20 protein-coding genes are annotated in these 20848 nt (G+C 69.6%); 19 read left to right on the forward strand and 1 reads right to left on the reverse strand.

Annotated features, from left to right (window positions below):
• The first annotated feature begins 4 nt into the window (after positions 1 to 4).
• The 4 genes from ruvX (at position 5) to VNG13_15550 (ending at position 3064) form a co-directional block, all read left to right on the forward strand.
• The gene (gene ruvX, locus VNG13_15535; protein HVA61928.1) at positions 5 to 454 is read left to right on the forward strand and encodes a Holliday junction resolvase RuvX; all 450 of its coding nucleotides are present in this window, start codon (positions 5 to 7) and stop codon (positions 452 to 454) included.
• The gene (gene mltG, locus VNG13_15540) at positions 447 to 1559 is read left to right on the forward strand and encodes an endolytic transglycosylase MltG (GenBank protein ID HVA61929.1); all 1113 of its coding nucleotides are present in this window, start codon (positions 447 to 449) and stop codon (positions 1557 to 1559) included. The genes ruvX and mltG overlap by 8 nt, the downstream gene beginning before the upstream one ends.
• A gap of 17 nt (positions 1560 to 1576) precedes the next feature.
• The gene (locus VNG13_15545; GenBank protein HVA61930.1) at positions 1577 to 2371 is read left to right on the forward strand and encodes a shikimate dehydrogenase; all 795 of its coding nucleotides are present in this window, start codon (positions 1577 to 1579) and stop codon (positions 2369 to 2371) included.
• 369 nt (positions 2372 to 2740) lie between these two features.
• Positions 2741 to 3064 (forward strand): hypothetical protein, encoded by a 324-nt coding sequence (locus tag VNG13_15550; protein ID HVA61931.1) that lies wholly within the window; start codon positions 2741 to 2743, stop codon positions 3062 to 3064.
• A 438-nt stretch (positions 3065 to 3502) separates the two neighbouring features.
• Here the strand turns inward: VNG13_15550 and VNG13_15555 are convergent, their stop codons facing one another.
• Positions 3503 to 3853, reverse strand: a complete 351-nt coding sequence (locus VNG13_15555) for an Rv2640c family ArsR-like transcriptional regulator (GenBank protein HVA61932.1) — start codon at positions 3851 to 3853, stop codon at positions 3503 to 3505.
• A gap of 81 nt (positions 3854 to 3934) precedes the next feature.
• Here VNG13_15555 and VNG13_15560 point away from each other — a divergent pair, with 81 nt between their 5' ends.
• From VNG13_15560 to VNG13_15630, 15 genes are all read left to right on the forward strand, one after another.
• Positions 3935 to 4342, forward strand: a complete 408-nt coding sequence (locus VNG13_15560; protein HVA61933.1) for an ArsI/CadI family heavy metal resistance metalloenzyme — start codon at positions 3935 to 3937, stop codon at positions 4340 to 4342.
• On the forward strand, positions 4339 to 5019 hold the full coding sequence (locus VNG13_15565) for an aquaporin (GenBank protein ID HVA61934.1): 681 nt from the start codon (positions 4339 to 4341) through the stop codon (positions 5017 to 5019). The genes VNG13_15560 and VNG13_15565 overlap by 4 nt, the downstream gene beginning before the upstream one ends.
• A 28-nt stretch (positions 5020 to 5047) precedes the next feature.
• Entirely contained in the window at positions 5048 to 5926 is an 879-nt protein-coding gene (locus VNG13_15570; GenBank protein HVA61935.1) for a CPBP family intramembrane glutamic endopeptidase, read from the forward strand.
• A 92-nt stretch (positions 5927 to 6018) separates the two neighbouring features.
• Positions 6019 to 6570: a roadblock/LC7 domain-containing protein gene (locus VNG13_15575; protein ID HVA61936.1), complete on the forward strand. Its 552-nt coding sequence runs from the start codon at positions 6019 to 6021 to the stop codon at positions 6568 to 6570.
• A 36-nt stretch (positions 6571 to 6606) separates the two neighbouring features.
• Positions 6607 to 7773, forward strand: coding sequence for a DUF4388 domain-containing protein (locus VNG13_15580; GenBank protein HVA61937.1), 1167 nt, complete (start codon positions 6607 to 6609; stop codon positions 7771 to 7773).
• Position 7774: 1 nt separating this feature from the next.
• Positions 7775 to 8353, forward strand: a complete 579-nt coding sequence (locus VNG13_15585; protein HVA61938.1) for an ATP/GTP-binding protein — start codon at positions 7775 to 7777, stop codon at positions 8351 to 8353.
• A 2-nt stretch (positions 8354 to 8355) separates the two neighbouring features.
• Complete coding sequence (locus VNG13_15590; protein HVA61939.1) at positions 8356 to 8616, forward strand: hypothetical protein; 261 nt, start codon at positions 8356 to 8358, stop codon at positions 8614 to 8616.
• Positions 8613 to 10073: a sugar transferase gene (locus VNG13_15595; GenBank protein ID HVA61940.1), complete on the forward strand. Its 1461-nt coding sequence runs from the start codon at positions 8613 to 8615 to the stop codon at positions 10071 to 10073. The genes VNG13_15590 and VNG13_15595 overlap by 4 nt, the downstream gene beginning before the upstream one ends.
• Before the next feature lie 296 nt (positions 10074 to 10369).
• Positions 10370 to 11293 carry a hypothetical protein gene (locus VNG13_15600; GenBank protein HVA61941.1) on the forward strand — a complete coding sequence of 308 codons (924 nt, stop codon included), beginning with the start codon at positions 10370 to 10372 and terminating at the stop codon, positions 11291 to 11293.
• Between the two features lie 104 nt (positions 11294 to 11397).
• Complete coding sequence (locus VNG13_15605) at positions 11398 to 12318, forward strand: glycosyltransferase (protein HVA61942.1); 921 nt, start codon at positions 11398 to 11400, stop codon at positions 12316 to 12318.
• 61 nt (positions 12319 to 12379) lie between these two features.
• Entirely contained in the window at positions 12380 to 13774 is a 1395-nt protein-coding gene (locus tag VNG13_15610) for an oligosaccharide flippase family protein (GenBank protein ID HVA61943.1), read from the forward strand.
• Between the two features lie 166 nt (positions 13775 to 13940).
• A complete protein-coding gene (locus tag VNG13_15615; GenBank protein ID HVA61944.1) occupies positions 13941 to 14771 on the forward strand; it encodes a class I SAM-dependent methyltransferase in 831 nt (276 codons plus the stop codon).
• Positions 14772 to 14891: 120 nt separating this feature from the next.
• Positions 14892 to 16838, forward strand: a complete 1947-nt coding sequence (locus tag VNG13_15620) for a DUF1972 domain-containing protein (GenBank protein ID HVA61945.1) — start codon at positions 14892 to 14894, stop codon at positions 16836 to 16838.
• A 167-nt stretch (positions 16839 to 17005) separates the two neighbouring features.
• A complete protein-coding gene (locus VNG13_15625) occupies positions 17006 to 18913 on the forward strand; it encodes an O-antigen ligase family protein (GenBank protein ID HVA61946.1) in 1908 nt (635 codons plus the stop codon).
• Positions 18914 to 18992: 79 nt separating this feature from the next.
• Entirely contained in the window at positions 18993 to 20654 is a 1662-nt protein-coding gene (locus VNG13_15630) for an ATPase, T2SS/T4P/T4SS family (protein ID HVA61947.1), read from the forward strand.
• The last annotated feature ends 194 nt before the right edge of the window (positions 20655 to 20848 follow it).

Raw genomic sequence — 20848 nt, forward strand, 5'->3', positions numbered from 1 at the left:
CGGCATGCGACTCGGCATCGACGTGGGCACCGTGCGGGTCGGCGTGGCCGGCTGCGATCCGGGCGGCGTGCTCGCCGCGCCGGTGGCGGTGCTGCGCCGCGATCGGGCCGGAGCCGAGCTCGAAGAGCTGCGCCGGCTGGTGGTCGAGCGGGACTGCGTCGAGGTCGTCGTCGGCCTGCCGCGCAGCCTGTCCGGCCGGGCCGGCCCGGCCGAGCGGGCCGCCCGCGCCTACGCCGCCGGCCTGGCCGGGGTGCTCGCCCCGATCCCGGTCCGGCTGGTCGACGAGCGGCTCAGCACGGTCCAGGCGACCGCCGGCCTCGCCGCCGCCGGGGTCCGCGGCCGGCGCGCCCGGGCCCGGGTGGACGCCGCGGCGGCCACCGTGATCCTCCAGGCCGCCCTGGACGCGGAGCGGCGTACCGGGCGGCCGCCGGGGGAGCTGGCCGGCGATGCCTGACCGCGGGCTCGCCGCCATCGGGTTCGACCACGGAGACATGCCCGGGCCGCCGACTCCCCGACCGCGACGGCGCCTCGCCGCCCCGCTCGCCCTCGGGGTGGCCATCGTGCTCATCGTGTCGCTGTCCGCGGTCGGTCTGGCGGCCGGCGTGCACGGCCTGTCGCACCTGTTCGGCACCCCGGACTACTCCGGCGCGGGATACGGCCGGGTCGTCGTCGCGGTCGTCTCGGGGGAGACGGCCACCCAGATCGGCCAGGCGCTGGACGCCGACGGGGTGGTCGCCAGCGTGCAGGCGTTCACCGATGCGGCCAACAACGACCCGCGCTCCCGGTTGATCGCACCCGGGTACTACCTGCTGCACAAGCATATGAAGGCGAGCCTCGCCCTCGACCTGCTGCTCGCGCCGGGTTCCGCCGTCGGCCGGGTGATCATCCCGGAGGGTTTCACCGTCGCGGAGATCCTCGCCCGGCTCGCGGCCCGGACTTCGATCAGCCGGGCCGCCCTCGCCGCCGCCGCCGCCGACCCGTCGGCGCTCGGGCTGCCCGGCTACTCCGGCGGCCGGCTCGAAGGTTTCTGCTTCCCGGCGACCTACGACTTCCCACCGGGGACCACCGCGACGGCCGCGTTGAGAGCGATGGTGGCGAAGTTCACCGCGGTCGCCGCCCAGCTCGAACTGACCACCGGTGCGGCGCGGCTCGGCCAGTCGCCCTACACGGTGCTGAGCATCGCCTCGATCGTCCAGCGGGAAGGTTTCAAGGCAGCCGACCTGCCGAAGATCGCCCGGGTCTTCGACAACCGGCTGGCCCGTGGGATGCCGCTGCAGAGCGACGCGACGCTCTACTACGTGCTCGGCCCGAACCACGGTCCGCTCACCGCCGTGGACCTGACCGACGCCAGCCCCTACAACACGAGAATCCACGCCGGGCTGCCCCCGACGCCGATCGCGAATCCGGGCACGGCCGCGCTCCAAGCGGCGCTGGATCCCGCCCCCGGCCCGTGGCTGTACTTCACCACCATGGACAAGGCGGGGGATACGGCGTTCGAGACGACGTACGCCCAGCACGAGCAGGATGCGGCGATCGCGGCCAGCCGCGGCATCCACTGACCCGATCCGCGGCCGCCGTGCTCGGCCGCCCCATCGCGCACTCGCTGTCGCCGGTGCTGCACCGGGCCGCCTACGCCGCGCTCGGTCTGGGCTGGACCTATCGCGCCGTCGACTGCGGCGTCGTCGAGCTGCCGGCAACCCTGCACCGGCTGGCCGCCGACCATGCCGGCGTCTCGCTCACCAAGCCGCTGAAGCTGGCCGCGGCCGGTCTGGTCGGCTCGTCGGATCCGATCGCGGCGGAGGTCGGGGCGGTGAACACGATCGTCTTCAACGGCGCGGAGCCGTCGGCCTGGATCGGCTACAACACCGACGTCGCCGGCGTCGTCGCCGCGGTGCGCGAGACCGGCGTCGAGGTGACCGGCGCCCCGGCGCTGGTGCTCGGCGCGGGTGGCGCCGCCCGGGCGGCCGTGACGGCCCTGATCCGGCTCGGGGCAGACCCGATCACGGTGTGCGCCCGCCGGATGGAGGCAGCCGTCGAGGTCGCAGCCTTGGGCGGGGCCGCCGCGGGCTGGGCGGCGGCGCCGCGGCTGGTGACCGGCGCGCGTCTGGTCGTCTCGACCGTGCCACCGGCCGCGGCGGAGGAGCTGGCCGGGGCGGGCTGGCCGGCGAGCGCTGCGGTCGTCGACGTCATCTACCAGGGTTGGCCGACCGGGCTCGGCCGGCTGGCCGGGGCCGCCGGTGCGCCAGTGGTGGGCGGCCTGGCCATGCTCGTCGCCCAGGCGGCGGAGGCGGTCCGGCTGATGACCGGCCGGGAACCGCCGGTGGCGGCGATGCGGGAGGCCGGGGAGCGTGCGCTCAGCAGCAAGCACTGATTTCTGGTGCGCCGGGACGCCTGCGGTCTCGCATCCGGTTTGACATGGGCGGTGACTCCGTAGCATGCCGTCATTACGTCTACCATACGTAAGGACATGGGAGTCGGGTGAGCGAAGCAGCGGCCCCGAGTCCGACTTCCCCCGCTGGCTCGATCAGGCCGAGCCGGCGCTCGGTGGCTTCACCCGTCGGCACGCCCTCGAACATGGCCTCATCCCCACGGTTGAGGCGGCACTGGCCAAAGAATTGACCGCGGGCTCAGCTTGACAAGAATCGCCATGGGGGAGGCCGGGATTCTCCGGCGCCGGACGCTACGCGCTTGCAACGTAACGCCGCAAGGCCTCGCGAGCGACCTCTGAGACGTCTCGATTTTGGCGCCGCGCCAGATCCTTGAGCTGATCTGCGAGTTCGTCCTCAACCCGGATACCCAGCCGTCGAGCCGGACCCTTCCGCGCGCTCAGCGGCGGCCGGCCGACGCGCCGCCGCTTGGCCGTGCCAAGGTCGTATCCGGCTTCCGCCTCCGCGGCCAACGCGCCGAGCACCTCGGGGCTCAGTTCGTCGCCGCCCTTCGACCGCAGTTGCCGAAGCGGCACCTGGTCGCTGCCCGCGGCGGCGCCTGCCCGTGCGTCTACCTTCGCCACCGTTGCGCCTCCTGGTACTCGAACCGATATTTCGTCCGCAGCCTCATGGCGTGAATTACCAGCACGCTGCCGTCGGGGACCTCGACTGCCATCACTTCCAGCGCAACCCCGTTCGGATCATCGCCGAGGTACACCAACCGATCCGTTCGGGGGGCCGTAGCTCCGCGCTGAATGAAGATCAGCCCGCAGTGCTCGATCACGAACTGGATGCGAGACCGAGTTATCCGGTGCTTACGAGCCGACCGGGCCTACCGGTAACGCATCGATCATTATGTCCCACAAAATGAAGGAGCGCAAGGTCAGGTCTGTGCCGGCAACAGGGGTGGATCCTGTCTGCGGGGATGCTGCGATGGCGACGAGTGGACGCGACGAGTCGATTCGAGGGGACCACCGCTGGCAAGGACGAAGCAAGCTGGCGGCGTGACGATCAGCGCGGCCCTTGTCCCAGGGGCGAGCGCAGGAGGTGGCGATGATGCGGGCGGCCGGGGAGGCTCAGCAGCAGTCCGGGTCGATGACCCGGCACAGCGCACCGAGCGCTGGCCGGACCGCGCGGTAGTAGACGTTCATCCCGCGCCGCTCGCGCTCGACCAGCCCGGCGGCGAGCAGCTGCCCGAGATGGTGGCTGACGGTGGCGTCGGTGAGGCCCACCGCACCCGCCAGGTCGCCGTTGCACGCTTCCGGCCCGGTCAACAGGATCGACATCAGCCGGATTCGCACCGGATCGGCCAGCGCCTTGAGCCGCAGCGCCACCTGGAGCGCGGCGTCGTCCCCGGTGCGCTCCGCGCCGATCGGGGCGCAACAGACCGGCGATCGGACGTCGAGGACCGGCAGCGGCTTCGGCACCCCCCGATCCTCCCACCTTCTTGACATACGTCAAGGTAACTGGAACGGTGACGTCCGAGACGTTCGTCGAAAGAGGTGGTCATGTCCCGGCTTCAGCTGGCACTCAACGTCGATGACATCGAGGAGTCGGTGGCGTTCTATACCCGGCTCTTCGGCACCGAGCCGGCCAAGCGCCGCCCCGGGTACGCGAACTTCGCGATCGCGGAGCCGCCGCTCAAGCTCGTGCTTCTGGAGAATCCCGGCCGCGGCGGATCGCTGAACCACCTGGGTGTCGAAGGGTCCAGCGCCGAGCTGGCGACCCAGCTCGCCCGGCTGACCGAGCGGGGATTTCGTCCCGACGAGGAGCTGAACACCACCTGCTGCTACGCGGTGCAGGACAAGTTCTGGCTGACCGCACCGGACGGCGAGCGCTGGGAGCACTACACCGTGCTCGCCGACAGCGACCCCGCGCCGACGGTCGATGGAACGGCCTGCTGCGCCACCGGGTGAATGGGTTCGCCCGCAAGGCGCTCGCCGAGTTCCTCGGCACCGCCCTGCTCGTCGCGACGGTCGTCGGCTCGGGAATCTTCGTCACCGGACTGACCGGGGACCCCGCGCTGCGGTTGCTGACCAACGCGCTGGTAACCGGCGCGATGCTCGTGGCGCTGATCGTCGCACTCGGTCCGGTGTCGGCCGCCTTCAATCCCTGGGTGACGCTGGCCGAACGGATCTTCGGGGCGATCCGCACCGGCGAGGCCGTCGGGTTCGCCGTCGCCCAGACCGTGGGCGGGATCGCCGGAACGGTGCTCGCGAACCTGATGTTCTCCCGACCGGCGATCGCCATCTCCACCCACGCCCGGACCGGGAGCGGGCGGTGGCTGTCCGAGGGACTGACCACGTTCGGGCTGCTGCTCGTCGTGTTCGGCGTGGTCCGGTCCGGCCGCCGGGCCCACGTCGGCTACGCCGTCGGCTGCTACGTCACCGCCAGCTACTTCTTCGCGGCGACCGGCTTCTCCAATGCCGCGGTCACGATCGCCCGGATGTTCTCCGACACGTTCGCCGGGATCGCGCCGCGGTCCGTGCCGGGGTTTCTCGTCGCTCAGCTGATCGGCACCGTGGCCGCGGTGGCCGCGGTCCGGGCCCTGTACCCGCAGGCCCGGGAGCTCGCCGTGGAGCTGACCCGGTAGCCGGCGTTCGTTCTGGCATGCTGCCCGGATGGTCGGCCCGGTCTTCCGCGCGCCGCCGGGCTGGCCGCCGCCACCGCCGGGGTGGCTACCGCCCGAGGGCTGGCAGCCCGACCCCGCCTGGCCGCCGGCGCCGGCCGGGTGGCAGTTCTACCTGCCCGAAGCCGAGCACCCGCCGGCGGCGCCGGTCGGCGCGTCGGAGCGGATCGTCCTGCGCCGCGAGATCCTCGTCGTCCTCGCCTTCTTCCCGCTTCCCTACATCGTCAGCGCGGTGGCCGGCCTGGCCCAGGCGCTGTCCGGCCAGTCCCGCGCCCGATTCCCGGTCGTCGTCGCCGGGCACCCGGTCGCCTCCGCCGTGCTGCTTGCCCTCGACCTGCTCGCCGCCTTCGCCCCGGTGCTGCTGATCTGGTACCTGCTCGGCCGGAGCGGCGAATCGCTGCGCGCGATCGGTTGGGACCGCACCCGGCCGCGCTCGGACGCCGGCTGGTCGCTACTGCTCTGGCCGGGCACCTTCGTGGTCAATGCGGTGGTCGGGGTCTGGATTGTGCGGACGTTCCCGCACGCCGCATTCACGCTGCCCACCGGCCACCGGCTCGCCCTGGTCTACCTGCTGCCCGGTCTGCTGGCCGCGGCCAACGCCGGCTTCGTCGAGGAGTTCGTCGTCACCGGATACCTGCTGCACCGGCTCGAGCAACTGGGGGTCTCCCGCCGGCGCGCCCTTGCGATATCGGTGGCCGTGCGGACGAGCTACCACGTGTACTACGGGATCAGCGCGCTCGTCATGGTCCCGCTCGGCCTGCTTTTCGGGGGATTCTGGCAGCGCAAGGGCCGGCTGATCCCGATCGTGGCCGCGCACGCGCTCTACGACGCGCTGCTGCTCGGGGTCGCGATCGGGGTGACCGGACACTAAGCCGCCGACGCGGGCGTTCAAGCAACCCGGTCCGCCCGCCGATGGCCATGGGGAAGCCAACGGCTCCGTGCTTGCCGAAAGAGGTGCGCCCCATGTCCGACTCCGCCAGCCGCTCGGGCCGGCTCCAGATCGCCATCACCGAGCTGCTCCAGCAGGCTCCGGAGATCGAGGCCGCCGCCGTCGTGTCCTTCGACGGGTTGCCGATGGCCTCCGCCCTGCCGGCCAGCATGGACGAGGACCGGGTCGCCGCAATGAGCGCGGCCCTGCTCTCGCTCGGCGAGCGTGCGGCCGAAGGCCTGGGTCGCGGCGAGCTGTCGCAGGTCTACATCGAGGGTGACAACGGCACCGTCTTCCTGGTATCCGCCGACAACGAGGCCGTCCTAGTCGCGGTCGCCAGCCGCGGGGCCAAGGTCGGGATGATGCTCTTCGAGGTGCGCCGCGCGGCTGTCGCGGTCGCCGACGCGCTGCGTGCCGCGGACCCGGTCACGGCTGTGGGGGGGCCGGCGGAGCCGGCCGTCGTTGAAGCCGAAGAGTCGTTCGGCACCGTGGAGCACCCGTCCTACGAGCCGGCCGCAAGCTGGCCGACGTATGCCACGAACGGCGCGGTCGCGGCCGTGCCCGCCGATCCCACCAGCTGGTCCTAAGTCCGCCCACCGATCAACGACCCGACGGGGCACACCGTGAGACTGGAAGGCTCGCTCGACGCCTTCAGCCTGCCGGACATCTTTGTTTTGCTGTCCATGACGAAGAAGTCCGGCGCGCTGCACCTGACTCGGCCCGGCGTGGCCGGCGTCGTGCACTTCACCGCGGGTTCGATCACGGGTGGCTGCTCCGACCTTTCCCGCCAGGCCCTCGGCCGCCGGCTCGCCGCCGGTGGTCTGATCGACGACGCCACGTTGAGCGAGGCGGTCGATCGGGTCGAGGCAGACCCGTCGCTGGGGCTCGCCCGGGTCGTTCAGCAGCTGTCAGTGCTCGACGACTCCGTGTTGCACGAGGCGATCGGCGAGCAGATCACCGACACGGTTTTCGACATGCTCCGTTGGCCTGACGGCGATTTCGCATTCGTCGTCGACGAAGCCAACCCGGACGACGTGGGAGTCACCCGCGGGGTGGACGAGGTGGTCGCCGACGCGCGCGGCCGGCTCGAATCATGGGCCCGGGTCTCGGCCACGATCCCCTCGCCGGCCGCCGTCGTTTCACTCGCGCTCGGCGTCCAGGTGGATGCCAGTGTGAGCCGTGACGAGTGGGCGGTCCTCGCCCTGGTGGACGGTCGCCGCAGCGTCGCCGAAGTCTGCCGGCTGGGTGGGCGCGGGGAGTACGCCGTTGTGTCGACGTTGGCCGAGCTGGTCGAACGCGGGCTCGTGCGCACCGACGACGACGAGGGGGTCGCGGCGATCGCCCGTCGCCAGTCCCTGCTCAGCCGCCTGGAGAGTGTGGATCCGCCGTCGGCGGCCTCGGAATCTGCGGAGCCTGCGGTCGAGCCGCCGGTCTCGCAGGCGTCCCGGCTCCCGGCCGATCCCGAGCCGGTGCCCGAGTCGATGGTCGAATCGATGGTCGAATCGATCGTCGAGGACGTCACCCACTTCGAATCCGACGGTCGGTCGGAGGTCACCCCGACCCGGCCGGAGCCGTTCCTTCCGCGCCGGCGCCCGGAGCACGCGGAGGACGTCCCGGTGCAGATCGGCCGTCGGGTCAGCGCGCCTGTTTCCCCAAGTGCCGGCAGCCCGGTTGCCGCTGCCGCGGGGAACGCCGCTGTCGCGACCGCGCCCGCAGCGGTCATCGAACGCGATCCGGGTGTCAACAAGAGTCTGCTGCTCCGGCTCATCGCCGGGGTCCGGGGGTTGTGAGTTGACGACACGTGCGCGCCGCCGCGGAACCGGCACTGCGGTCAAGATCGTCGTGACCGGGCCGTTCTCTGCCGGGAAGACCACGCTGATCCGCACGATCAGCGAGATCACCGTCCTCTCGACGGAGAAAGACATCACCGACGGGACCCGCTCGCGCAAGAGCGAGACGACCGTCGCGATGGACTTCGGTCGGATCACCATCGACCGTGACCTCGTCCTCTACCTGTTCGGTACGCCCGGGCAGGACCGGTTCGACTTCATGTGGGAGATCCTCGGCGAAGGGATGCTCGGCTACATAGTTCTCGTCGACGCTTCCCGGCCGGACTCGCTCGAGGAGGCGGTCGGGATCCTGTCGGCGTTCCGCCGGATGGCGCGGGTGCCCTTCGTCGTCGCACTGAACCGGGCGGAGGGCCTCGACGAGGACGACGAGGCGCGGGTCCGCGCCGCGCTGTCACTAGCACCAGATGTGCCGGTCGTGCCCTGCGATGCCCTCGATCGCGAGTCGGTCAAGGCCGTGCTGCTCGCGCTCCTCTACGCGGTCGTCGACTCGCTGGAGTCCCCGGCGGCCGTACAGGCCTGACCGTGCGCTGGCCCTGGAGCAGATCCCGCCGCGCTGCCCGAGCCCGTGGCGGTCGCCACCGTGCGCTCCCGCCGGGCGCCGTCGTCGCCGGCTGGTCCAGCCTGGATGGCTCCGTTTCGCCGCCGGGCCGCTTGGTCGCCGGCGTCAGCGGGGACGTCCGGCTGGTCTTCACCGACGGCAGCGAGTTGGTCCTCGACGGCGGGTCGTCCCCGGCGCAGGCGTTTCGGGAAGTCGCCCGGGCCATGACGGAGCGCCCACGTTGACCCAGCTCACCTCACTGCACGCCCCGCGGCAGGCCGGCGAGCGGATCTCGTCGGGGCCGCCGTGGTTGCGCCGGTTCCGCCGCAAGCTGGTCATCCTGGACGCCTTCGCCGGGGTCGCCGGGTCGGTCGCCGTCGTGCTCGTCCGCTACGACGGCAGGGGCGTGGACGTCGCCGGGACGGATGCCCGGTTGCTCGCGGTCCTCCTCGGCGCGGCCTGGGTCGGTGTCCTGGCCGGCAGTGGCGGCTACGAGCGGCGGGTCCTCGGGGTGGGCAGCGAGGAGTTCCGCCGGGTCGTCGGCAGCGCGGTCCGGTTGCTCTGCGGGCTGGTGCTGCTCGGCTTCGTGGACAAGGCCGACCTGTCGCGCAGCGTCATCGTGGCGACCGTCGTGACCGTCTGCGGACTGTCCCTGGGACTGCGCTGGCTGGCCCGCAAGGAGCTGCACCGAGCCCGGCGCCGGGGTCGGTGCCTGCACCGGACCCTGCTCGTCGGATCGGCGTCGGACGTGGCCGCGATGGTGGTGCGGCTCCGCCGGGTGCCCTACGCCGGGTACTCGGTGGTCGCCGCCTGCCTGCCCGGTGCTCCCGGCGGTCTCACCGACATCGATGCCGTGCCCGTCATCGGGGTAGATCTGGGGATCGCGGAGGCCGCCGAGGCCGCCGGAGCGGACACGATCGCCGTGCTCGGGGACGGGGGCCTCGGCGACGGTGGGCTGCGGCGGCTGGGGTGGAGCCTGGAGAGCAGCCGGGTCGACCTGCTGGTGGCCCCCGGGCTCCTGGACGTGGCCGGCCCTCGGCTCGGCATCCGCTCGGTCGAAGCGGTGCCGCTGCTCGAGATCGAGCGTCCCACCTTCGGCGGACCCCGCCGGATCGCCAAGGGGGCCTTCGACCGGATCGGTGCCGTGCTGGGCCTGCTCGTGCTAGCCCTCCCGCTTGCTGCCCTGGCGGCCGCCGTCCGGTTGAGCAGCCCGGGACCGGCGTTCTTCCGCCAGGTCCGGGTCGGCCAGGACGGACGCACATTCCGGATCTGGAAGCTGCGCACGATGATCGTCGACGCCGAGCGCTCTCATGCCGCCGCACACCTCGGGAACGACGCCGACGGGTTGCTTTTCAAGCTGCGCCGCGACCCGCGAGTGACGCCGCTCGGGGCCTGGCTGCGGCGCTGGTCCCTCGACGAGCTCCCGCAGCTGCTCAACGTCGCCAGCGGGGAGATGTCCCTGGTCGGACCGCGGCCCCCGCTGCCGAGCGAGGTCGCAGCCTACGGCGACGACGTGCGCCGTCGACTGCTCGTCAAGCCGGGCCTGACCGGGCTGTGGCAGGTCAACGGTCGATCCGACCTGCCGTGGGAGGAATGCGTGCGGCTCGACCTGTTCTACGTGGAGAACTGGTCGTTCCCGATGGATTTGGTGATCATCCTACGGACATTGGCCGCCGCCGTCCGTGGGAGCGGTGCCTACTGAGGTGTGCTGCCGTGGGTGAGGCGGATCGAATCGGGGTGTAGTGGATCGGGCGGGCGATGCTTCGGACTCGGGCCCGGAAACCGTGACACCGGATCTCGGTGGGTCGAGCCGGCGTCGCTACCCAGATGACTTAACATGCGGCCGAGGCCAGGAAGGCTCCACTCGGCGCTCCTGAAGAAAAACGAGGCGTCTTGCTAGTTCAGGCAACGCTGGTCCTCTACCACTCAGACGACCGTCTTCTCCGGGAGACGATCGATGGTCTACAACGGCAACCCGAGCTGCGCCGGCTCCGGATCTTGCTCAACGTCGATTCGTCGCCCGCCGAGGGTGTGACTCCGACTGCCGCGAAAGGTCCGCGGCCCGCTGTCGAGAGTCTGCCGCGCGCTCTTGCGGAGAGTCGTATCCCGATCACGGTGTATCGGCCCGGCACGAATCTCGGCTTCGCGGGGGGCCACAACCTTTTGCTGGCCGAGGCCTTTACGGACGGCGCAACGCACGCCCTTGTTATCAACCCCGATCTCCGTCTGTATGACGGCGCACTTGCGGCGTTGTGTGCAGCCGATCGGCAACTGTCGCGGCCGTCGCTGCTTTCCGGAGCACTTCTGTTGCAGGCCAGAGACGCTGTGGGCAAGGTGCCGTCGCTTGTGGACAGTCGCGGAATCGTGTGGACGCGCTCTGCCCGGCACCTCGATGAGTCCCATGGCCGACCGATCGATGAGATCAACTTCACCGGGCGGCTTCGAGAGGTTGCGGGCGTCACAGGGGCTCTGATGCTCGTGCCGGCGGAAATTCACGCATCGCTCGTCGCAACCACGGGAGAATTCTTCGACGGTGACTTTTTTGCCTATCGAGAGGACGCGGAGCTAGGCTTGCGCGCCGGCATCCTGGGGATTGCATCCTACGTCGTGGATCGGCCGGTGGGCGTTCACTACCGGGGGAGTCCAGGAACGTCTCGCACCCGGGCGGGCGTCAACGCGTTCAGCGTTCGCAACCGTTTCCTCCTGGCAGCAAAATACGGGCACCGCCGCCCGGGACGCCGTCTTCGGACCCTCGGCCGGGACGCTGTCGTCATACTCGGGGTGCTCGCTGTGGAGCGGGGCTCCCTGGCCGGGCTGCTCGATGCCGGCCGGCTCAGGCGGAAGATGCGGGAGAAGCGGCGCCGCATCGAAGCGGCTTTGCGCGCGCCTCCGAGTGCGATCGTGTCCCAGACCACGAAATAACGAATGAGCTGGAACGATGGGATCCGCGGACACAGCCGGATGGTCGCCTCGGAGCTGGGACCCGCACCGAGCTGTTTGTTGGCGCGTGCGAGAGGAGGGCGGCGGTGACCGTTTCGCATAACGCCGAGCGCGCCGGTTACTGCCTTAGACGCGTCTGCGTCATCATACCGACATTCCGGCCTACCCTCACGCTGGTGGAACGGGTGGCAGCCCTGTCCACACGCTACGAGGTGGTTGTTCTCGACGATGACCCGGGCGGAGCCGGCGCATCCGAGGTGCTCGCGCGGATCGGCTGCCTCCGGGCGGTCACGCTACTGAGAAACCACACCAACCTTGGGATCGCAGCGACTCTCAATCGCGGAGTGAGGCACGGCCTGCAAACTGGCTGCGAGGGTGTCGTGACGCTCGACCAAGACACTGATATAGGGCCGGTGTTCGTGGAACAACTACTCGCGCATGCCGGGTCGCCGGACCTAGGTGTCATCGGGCCGGGGAACATCGATGGCGTGGCGTACGGATCGGAGGTAAGGGCAGGTCTTCAGGAACCATACGAAATTCTTCAATCCGGTATGTACATACCTGCGGGCACCTTCGCCCGGGTAGGTTTGTTCGACGAAGGACTATTCATCGACTCGGTGGATACCGACTTTTGCCTGCGTGTTAGGGACGCAGGACTAAAGGTGTATGCCGTGGTGGGCCTGGACATGCAACACCAGCTTGGTGGTTCACGAAAGCGAAGCTTTCGTCGCGGACGGTACCGCCCGGTGGCCACGGATCACCCGCCGTTTCGTTGGTACTACATCATCCGAAATCGTTTGGTGGTTCTGCGGCGATACGGTGCGCGCTATCCGAGATGGGCCCTGGTGAGCTTTCGGCGGCTGGTCGTGGCGGTGGCGCTGGCTCTAACCGTGGAGCAGGGTCGGATGCGCAAATTGCTCGCGATGGCCTGGGGGGCGTACCACGCTCTTGTCGGCAGGGCCGGGCCCGCGCCGCAAAGGATCAGCCGTGACGTGCGAACCTGCTGAGCAGCTTCGAGGCCCGGGGAGGGACTCGGAGAGGCACCCGCCGAACGCCGGCGATGTCGCGGTGAACACAACGATACTGACTAGCGCCCGACTCACCTCAGTGCTGGTCGCCGGCGCATGCGTGGTACTCCTGACGCATCACGTCGGGGCCAGCGAGTTTGGGGTCTATGTGATCGGGATCACCGCCGTTTCGATCGCGAGTTCGCTGGTGGATGGCGGGCTTCTTGCTGCGTCGATTCGAATCTCTTCGCGTGAGGAGGTGCCATTGGGCGAGCTGACCCGGGCGCTGTTTGCAGCGCGACTAGGACTCGCGTTGGCGCTCGGCTTGCCGATGTGCGGGATCCTCTTCGTCGCGCTCCCCAGTTTCGTTGGGGCCCAGTGGTTCGTCGTCGGGTGTGGTGCACAGGTTGTCGCCGCGGCAGCCGTCGGAGCCGGTCAGCTCCCGGCGCAGCTCGGCGCCGGATTACGGCGCTGGGCCATGGCGGATCTCATCGGACGGACCATGGGCTCGTCCGGCCTGATCCTGCTGGCGCTTTTCGCGCCCGGCCGCGCGGTTGCCTACAGCACGCTTCTGATGGCGACTGGAACGGCCATCAGCTGGCTCACGCTGTGGATTCTGCCGCGAACGTATGTCGACGGGAAATGGTTCCGGTCGCCGCCTTCCCGGGCGCTCATCATACGGCTGTTCCGCGACTCGACGTCTCTCGGCGTCGCGCTCGTCATTAATACGCTCTACTTTCGGCTGGACACACTGCTGGTGGCCGCCCTGCTCAACTCACGCAGCGTCGGTCTCTACGGCATTTCTTACCGGCTACTCGAGATCATGCTCCTCGTGGGCACCTTCTATCAAACTTCGATGCTGCCTGCGGCGACCGCGCCTCGCAGCCCAGCAGAATTTCAGGCGATCCTGACGGCGGGATGGACATTGCTGTTCAGGTTTGGCCTGCCCTTGGTGGTCTTGTGCGACGTCTTGAGCGGCCCGATAGTTCGCGTTGCCGGTGGAGAAACCTACGCACCGGCGGCGTTGTCATTCGCGCTGCTCATGCCAGCAGGGCTCGTGACCTGGATCAATTCGGTGTCCGGTGCGGGATTGATCTCGGCCCGACTCGAGACCGTGGCACTGCCGATAAACATCAGTGTGCTGGTGTTGAATCTTCTTGGAAACCTGGTGCTCATCCCGACTATCGGCATCGCAGGCGCAGCACTAATGACCCTGGTCGCGGAACTGATCGCCGCGGTCTTGGCCCTGAGTCTGCTCCGACGGCGCGTTGCCGTGCGGTTCGTAATCCTAGGTTGGCGGCGGGGTATCTATGCCTCCATCGCGTGGGGGATCTACGCCGCTATCTTGATTGCGCTCCCCATGCCTCCGGAGGTTCGCTTGGCGGCCGGCGTCGCCCCGTTCGGCATCTACGCACTAGTGCTCGGTTGGACCGGAAGGCGGCGGACAGTTGCCTGAGAGTCAATCGGGGGGCGTGACTGGTTCTGATCGGTGTCGTGCCTGTGGCGACAGGAGCGTTACGCCCCTTGTGCTTCGCGAGAACCTATTCGGTACAGGCCAGGAATTCACCTACCTGCGGTGCGATCGTTGCGCTAGCCTGTCCATAGCGGTCATTCCCGACGACATGAGCCAGTTCTACCCAGCCGCCTACTTTCGGGGACCGTTACCGAACGAAACGGTAAATCGCGGAGAGTTCAAGACCTGGCTCTTCGAATCACGTGACAGGTTCGCGGTAGGCCGCGGGTCCTTGGCTGGTTGCCTGTTCTTCCAGCTTTTCCCCAGGTACGACCTGCGCTCCTTGGTGTGGCTGGACCCGTCGCCTGGTCAGCGGCTGTTGGACGTCGGAGCAGGGACCGGAGAGTGGCTTCGCCGACTTGGGGAGTTAGGCGTACCCCTTCACCTTAGCGGCGTCGATGCCTTTGCCCCAGCCAGCGACCTGGTTACCCCGGGTACGTTGAGCGATATCTCCGGTGAGACATGGGATCTGCTGACCTTTCATCACTCTCTCGAGCATGTAGGGGATCCGACTCTCTTCCTCGAGCAAGCGGGTCGGGTGTGCGCACCGGGAGCGAAGTTGCTCGTTGACGTCCCCACCGTGTCCTCAACGGCCTGGGCCAGATATGGCCCCGACTGGGTGCAGCTCGACGCGCCAAGACACTTCACCCTCTTTTCCCGCGAGGGGCTGATCGCTTGTGCGGTTCGCGCCGGGCTGCGCCTTATAGCCCTGCGCTATGCAAGTACCGGGTTCCAGTTCTGGGGTAGCGAACTCATCCGTTATGGGGAGCCACTTGTTGACCCAGCGGAACCCGGGCTTCTACCGCACCAGCGCGCCCGCGCTTCTTTCTCCCGTGCGCGGATGATCGGTTACGAAGCGCTGGCGCACGTGGCTAATGCGCGCCATCGGGGCGACACCCTGTGCGCAATCTTCACACCGGCTGAGATGCCTCTGCGGTGAGGGTCACGGCCGTATCCCCGGCGAGTTGACCGCTGTCGAAAGCGCGGCCGCGATGGTCGCCACTGCCCGCAGCTCGGCGCGCCGTGGCCGGACGTTAGGTCAGCCCCGTAACCTCGCAGCGTGCGGACGCTCCTACGGCTGCGACGGCGCTCGGACCGCCTCCTCGTGCCGATCGACTTCGGTCTCGCGCTGCTCGCCTGCTACTCCGCGTACGTACTGCGCTTCGGAGGGGAACTCGTTCCGGCTTCCCTAATCGTGCGCTACCAGGCGTTGAGCCTGGGAGCGGCTGCGGGCTGGGTGGTGGCGGCACGGGCGGCCGGGTTGTACAGCCGGGCGGCCCTGCGCCGCGGTGCGTCCAACGTCGAGCCCACGGTCGGAGCGGCCTTCTGCGTCGGGCTCGCGCTGTGGATCGTCGAGGAGATCGTCACCGCCGGCAGCGTGTCGCGGGGGTGGGTCGGGCTCGTCACCTTGTTATTGATCGTCGCCGGAGTCGGGTCGCGGGCCCTAGTCCGTCGACTTCGCAGGATCCTCTCGCCGCTCGGCCTGGGGCTCGAGCGGTATGCGCTGGTGGGATCCGGCCCGGCCGTCCGTCGGCTGCGCAACGACCTGACCCGGGCTCCGGGGGCGCCCTTCGAGCTCGTCGGCGACCTTCCGGGCGAGCTAGGACCGGACGAGATCGCGGCCCGCGCGCGAGAGCTTCATCTGGATGGACTGATCATGCTCCCCGGGTCGCCGGCCGTGCAGGTAGCACAGCTCGCGGCGAGCCTGGCCGGCGAGGGCATCGATGTGCTGCTCGCGCCCGAGGTTGGCCAGCTGGACTTACGGGTGGCGAGCATCGCCATCCTGCACGGAGTGCCCTTGTTGCGGGCCGCGGGACTTAACCCGCGACGGCGCGGCATCCGGAGCGCCGCCCGTAAGCCCCCGGGCGGGGTGGCCATTCTCGGGACCCGAGGGATCCCGGCCAACTATGGCGGCTTCGAGACCTTCGCCGAGCGGCTCGCGCTCCATCTCGTCGCCCACGGGATCCCGACCACGGTGTACTGCCGAACGCACTTCGCGACCGAAGAATCGACGTGGCGCGGCATCCGCTTGATCACGTTGCCCACGATCCGGAACAAGTACCTCGACACGGTCGTCCATACATTCGGCTCGGCCTTGCACCTCATCCTGCGCGGCGGACCGCGGAACGTGATCCTGTGCAACGCAGCCAACGCCCCCGTCATCCCGCTGCTGCGGGCCGCAGGCCGACGGGTCGTCCTGAACGTCGACGGCCTCGAGTGGCGGCGCAGCAAGTGGGGAAGCGCCGGGCGGACCTGGTATCGCATGGGGGAGTGGATGTCTGTACGGCTGGCCTCGGTGCTCGTCACCGACGCCGAGGAGGTGCGCACCTATTACCGGGTGCGGCACGACAGCGATTCGGTGATGATCCCCTACGGCGCTGACCTGCTCGAGCGCGGTTCCGGGCAACTACCGGCCGCGATCCCGGTAGTCCGGGACGGCTACGTGCTCTACGTGAGTCGCTGGGAGCCGGAGAACAATCCGGTGCTGGTCGCTGCGGCGCACGCCGCATCCGGGGTGGAGTTGCCACTCGTCATGCTCGGCTCCGCGGCCTACGCCCCGGACCTCGACGTCGCGGTACGCCGCGCCGCCGCTGCCACGGCCGTGCTCCCCGGCGCAGTCTACGGTGCGGGCTACCGGGCGCTGCAGGCCAACGCGCGCTGCTACATCCAGGCCACCGAGGTCGGCGGCACCCATCCCGCGTTGATCGAGGCGATGGGCGCCGGAAACCTGTGCCTCGTCCTTGACACCCCGGAGAACCGGGAGGTTGCCGGGCCGGGCGGCGCCTGGTTCTTCGCGGACGAGACCGAACTCACCGAGCTCCTGCGGCGCGTGGAGAGACTCGATCGTGGGGAATTGTCCGTCTTGCGTACCAGGACCCGGGACTGGGCGGCCGCCCAATACTCGTGGTCGAGTGTGGGCGAGGCCTACCTGACCCTGCTGGGGGGGAGCGTCCCGAGCGACCTCAAACCCTCCCCGATCGTGTCGCGTGATGCTGCTGGGCCCTAGCCCGGCCCATGCAACGGTCGGCTGGACGGCGCTTCAAGCTGTTCACCCGAATGGCCGATAGCTCAGGCGTGACCGCCCTCACAGATCGCCCGCCTGCCCAGGCCGAATCGGAGCCCCGCCCACTCTCGGGCCCCCGCCGGTTCACCAAGCTCGAGGTCCCCGAGACCGTGGCAGTCCTCGGCGCGGTTGCCTGGTGGGCGATTCCCCTGACGCACGCGGTCGGTGGGCGAACCCCCGGGGCAGTTCCCGAGGCGTTGCTGGCGATCGTGCCTGCGCTCGTTCTCACCCGCCCCTGGAGCCGGCTGCCCCGCTGGGTCCTGGCGCTCGGGCTCGCCGTCGCGGCCGGAGCGATCGCGGTCTGCGGGTTCGCGCCCACCGGCTGGACCGGCGCGGACACGGCCGCCGCGTACGTCTACGCCGTCGTGGCCTTCTGGGTGGCCATGGCCTACGCCCGAACCCCAACCCGCCAGCGGCTCCTCGCGGTCGCCGTCGCGTTGGCCGGCCTCGACCAGTTCGGGCACGCTTTCGAGCCGTTTTGGGACGGCGGCCAACCGGGTCGCACGATGGTCGGCACGTTCTACTGGCACAACCAGTACGCGGCGTTTCTGCTCGCTCCAGCGCTGGCCGGGTTGGCCCTCGTCGTCGGCGACGACCGTCGGCTGCGCCCGGTCGGCTGGGCCGTCGCGCCACTATCTGTAGCGGGCATCGTCCTGTCCACCAGCCGCGCTGCCCTGGCGTGCGCCGTAGTTGGTTGGCTCGTCGTCGGTCTGGTCGTCGCCGCTCGGAGCGGACGCCTCCGCCGGTTGGCTCGATGGGGGGTTGCCGGTGGTCTGTGTGCGCTCGCGGTGATCGCGCTGACCGGACCGCCGTTGTTCCTGCACCGGGTATCGCCGTTCGGGGCGTTGCAGGCGCGCGCCGCCGCCGGCCAGAGCCTGGCTACGAATGGCGGGTACCGCGTCGACTTCTGGGTCGAGGCGTGGCGCGTGTTCGCCCACCACCCGGTCGCCGGCGGTGGCTACGGGTCACTTCCGGTCGCCGCTACCGGGCTTGTGCCGAGTAGCTGGGCCCGATCGACCTACGCCCACAACGGGCTCCTCCAGGCGGTCAGTGACGGCGGCCTGCTGCTTGGCGTGCCGTTCCTGCTGGCCTGCCTTGCGATCGGAACCGCGCTCCTGCGCCGCGCCTGGACGGCGTTCCGGCGCGACGGCGACGTCGTCCTCGTCGGCCTCGTCCTCGGTGCCCTAGCCCTCCTGGCGCATTCCGCCGTCGACTTCGACTGGAGCTACCCGGCACTGTTCACGATGACCGCCCTCGTGGCCGGGGCGGCGCTCGGTGGAGCGCGCCACCGCCGAACTATGCCGGACCGAGGTCGATCCGGAGGCTTCCGGGCCCTCGCGCTGCTCGCCATCACCGCGATCGTCGCCACCCCGCTGCTCGCCGCGGCTTCCACCTCATGGTCGGATGGCACCACAACGGCGCTCGAGCGGGCCAGCCACGAGTCACCGGCCACCGCCGTGGCCGCGGTGGAGCGCGCCTCCCGGCGCCCCCTCGGGGGCTACCGTCCGTGGGCCACCCTCCTGGAGTTCGCGCTTCCGGCCACCCCGGGTGGTCCGTTGAGGCTGCCACGGCAGGTGGTTCTCCAGGCTCTGGTCGGGACCTCGGCCGCCGCTCAGGTCGACCGCCGACTGGCCGTCGAACGGGTTCGTGCGCTCGCCCTTCTCGGTGAACCAGTGGCGGCCCGAAAAGCACTCGACGTCGCGTTGGCCAGCCTGCACGGCGATCTCGGCCCGGTGGCCGACCTGGTCGGGCTGGCCTATGCCGATCTCGGCGATCGAGCAGCCGCGCGCCGGATCCTGGTGACCGACCTCATCCAGTCGGTGGCGGCCCAGTCGCTGGCGGCGTCGTCTGACGTTGCTGCCCTCCTCGCGATCGACGCCAATGCGCTCGACGAGGTAGATCGTTGCGCATGGGCCCTCGCTTCCCCGGGAGCCCACGGCACCTTGGACGGGCTGTCCGCGCCGGCCGCACCCGCGGACCCCGCGTCGTGCCCGGCCGAACTGGCGGCCGCTTCGTGACCCACCCGTACAGCACGGGCGCAAGGCCGCCGATGAATCGCCCAGGGAGCCCGTTCGACCGCGGACCGGAGGTGTCACCGTGAAGCAGCTAGGTGACATCCTGCTGCAGGACGGCCTGGTCGATGCGGCACAGCTGGCCCAGGCCTACGAAGAGCATCAGCGGGTGGGCCGAAGCCTCGGCCGGGTCTTGGTCGAACGCGGGATCCTTTCCGAGTCCCAGCTTGTCTCGGCCCTAGCCACGCAGATCGGGCTCAAGTTCGTCGACCTCGCCGACTACCAGGTCGACGCGTCGGCGGTCGCGCTCGTCCCATCGGCGGTCTGCCGCCGCTACACCGCTCTGCCGATCGGTCGGGAGGACGGCAAGCTCGTCGTCGCGATGGCCGATCCAGCCAACGTTTTCGCGCTCGACGACATCCGCTCGCTCACCGGGCTGGACGTCAAGCCGGTCGTCTCGACCCGCGGTGACGTGCTCAGCGCCATCAACCGTTTCCACCGGGTCGAGGGCGACCTCGACGACCTCACCGTCTCGATGGGGGCCGACGAGGACGAGGACCTCACCGACGTCCACGACGTGGTCGAGGACGCTCCGATCGTCAAGTTCGTCAACCTGCTGATCACCCAGGCCGTGCAGGACCGGGCTTCGGACATCCACGTGGAGCCGACCGAGCGTGACCTTCGGGTTCGGTTCCGCATCGACGGTGTGCTGCACGAGATCATGCGGTCCCCGAAGAGCATCCAGTCCGGCGTGGTAAGCCGCCTGAAGATCATGGCAGACATCAACATCGCCGAGCGCCGGATTCCCCAGGACGGGCGGCTGTCGGTCGTCGTCAACGGCAACAAGGTCGATCTCCGGGTGGCCACCCTCCCCACGGTCTGGGGGGAGAAGGTGGTCATGCGGATCCTGGACAACGCCACAGCCATGCTGAAGCTGTCCGACCTCGGCTTCGGCGATGCGAACTACGAGCGTTACGCACAGAGCTTTTCCAAGCCCTACGGGATGATCCTGGTGACTGGCCCGACCGGCTCGGGTAAGTCGACGACGTTGTACGCGACGCTGAACATCGTCTCGAAGCCCGAGGTCAACGTCATCACCGTCGAGGACCCGGTCGAGTACCGGCTGGCCGGGACGAACCAGGTGCAGACCAACTCGAAGGCGGGTCTCACCTTCGCCTCCGCGCTGCGCTCGATCCTGCGCTCCGACCCCGACATCGTGCTGATCGGCGAGATCCGCGACCACGAGACCGCCCAGATCGCCATCGAAGCGTCGCTCACCGGCCACCTCGTGCTGTCCACCCTGCACACCAACGACGCGCCCAGTGCGATCACCCGGTTGATCGAAATGCAGATCGAGCCGTTCCTCGTCGGGTCCGCGCTCGACTGCATCCTCGCCCAGCGTTTGGCGCGCCGGCTCTGCACCCGATGCCGGGAGGCATACACCCCGACCCGGGAGCAGCTGATCGGCTCCCGGTTCCCATGGGAGGACGGCATGGACCTTCCGACGCTGTACCGGGCGCAGGGCTGCTCGGCGTGCGCGAAAACCGGCTACAAGGGCCGGCTCGCGCTGCATGAGGTCATGGTGGTGACCGAGGAGATCGAGCGGCTCGCGGTGGAACGCGCGTCCGCGGCACAGATCGGACACACCGCCCGCGAGCAGGGCCTGGTCACCCTGCGTGAAGACGGCATGGCGAAGGTGCTCAAAGGTGTGACGTCACTCGAGGAGATCCTCCGAGTGGTGGTGTAACGGCTCGAGCGCCTCGCGGCGTCGGGTGGGCTGACCCGTTCGGCTCAAGCCCGCTGCTCCCGCCGCCGATGCCCTCTGGGAACGCCAATCGTCGAGGGGACGACACGATCGTGGACAACTTTGGACCATCCGACGCGGGGTCGGCTGACCTGTCCGGCACCGGCTCGGTCTCGCCGCTTGACCCGAGCTGGTCC

The sequence above is a fragment of the Mycobacteriales bacterium genome (assembly GCA_035533475.1).
GTDB lineage: Bacteria > Actinomycetota > Actinomycetes > DATLTS01 > DATLTS01 > DATLTS01.

Coding starts and splice junctions, on each gene's coding strand:
- ruvX (HVA61928.1), top strand. CDS start 5: ATGCGACTCGGCATCGACGTGGGCACCGTGCGGGTCGGCGTGGCCGGC.
- mltG (HVA61929.1), top strand. CDS start 447: ATGCCTGACCGCGGGCTCGCCGCCATCGGGTTCGACCACGGAGACATG.
- VNG13_15560 (HVA61933.1), top strand. CDS start 3,935: ATGTCCCGGCTTCAGCTGGCACTCAACGTCGATGACATCGAGGAGTCG.
- VNG13_15570 (HVA61935.1), top strand. CDS start 5,048: ATGGTCGGCCCGGTCTTCCGCGCGCCGCCGGGCTGGCCGCCGCCACCG.
- VNG13_15575 (HVA61936.1), top strand. CDS start 6,019: ATGTCCGACTCCGCCAGCCGCTCGGGCCGGCTCCAGATCGCCATCACC.
- VNG13_15615 (HVA61944.1), top strand. CDS start 13,941: ATGAGCCAGTTCTACCCAGCCGCCTACTTTCGGGGACCGTTACCGAAC.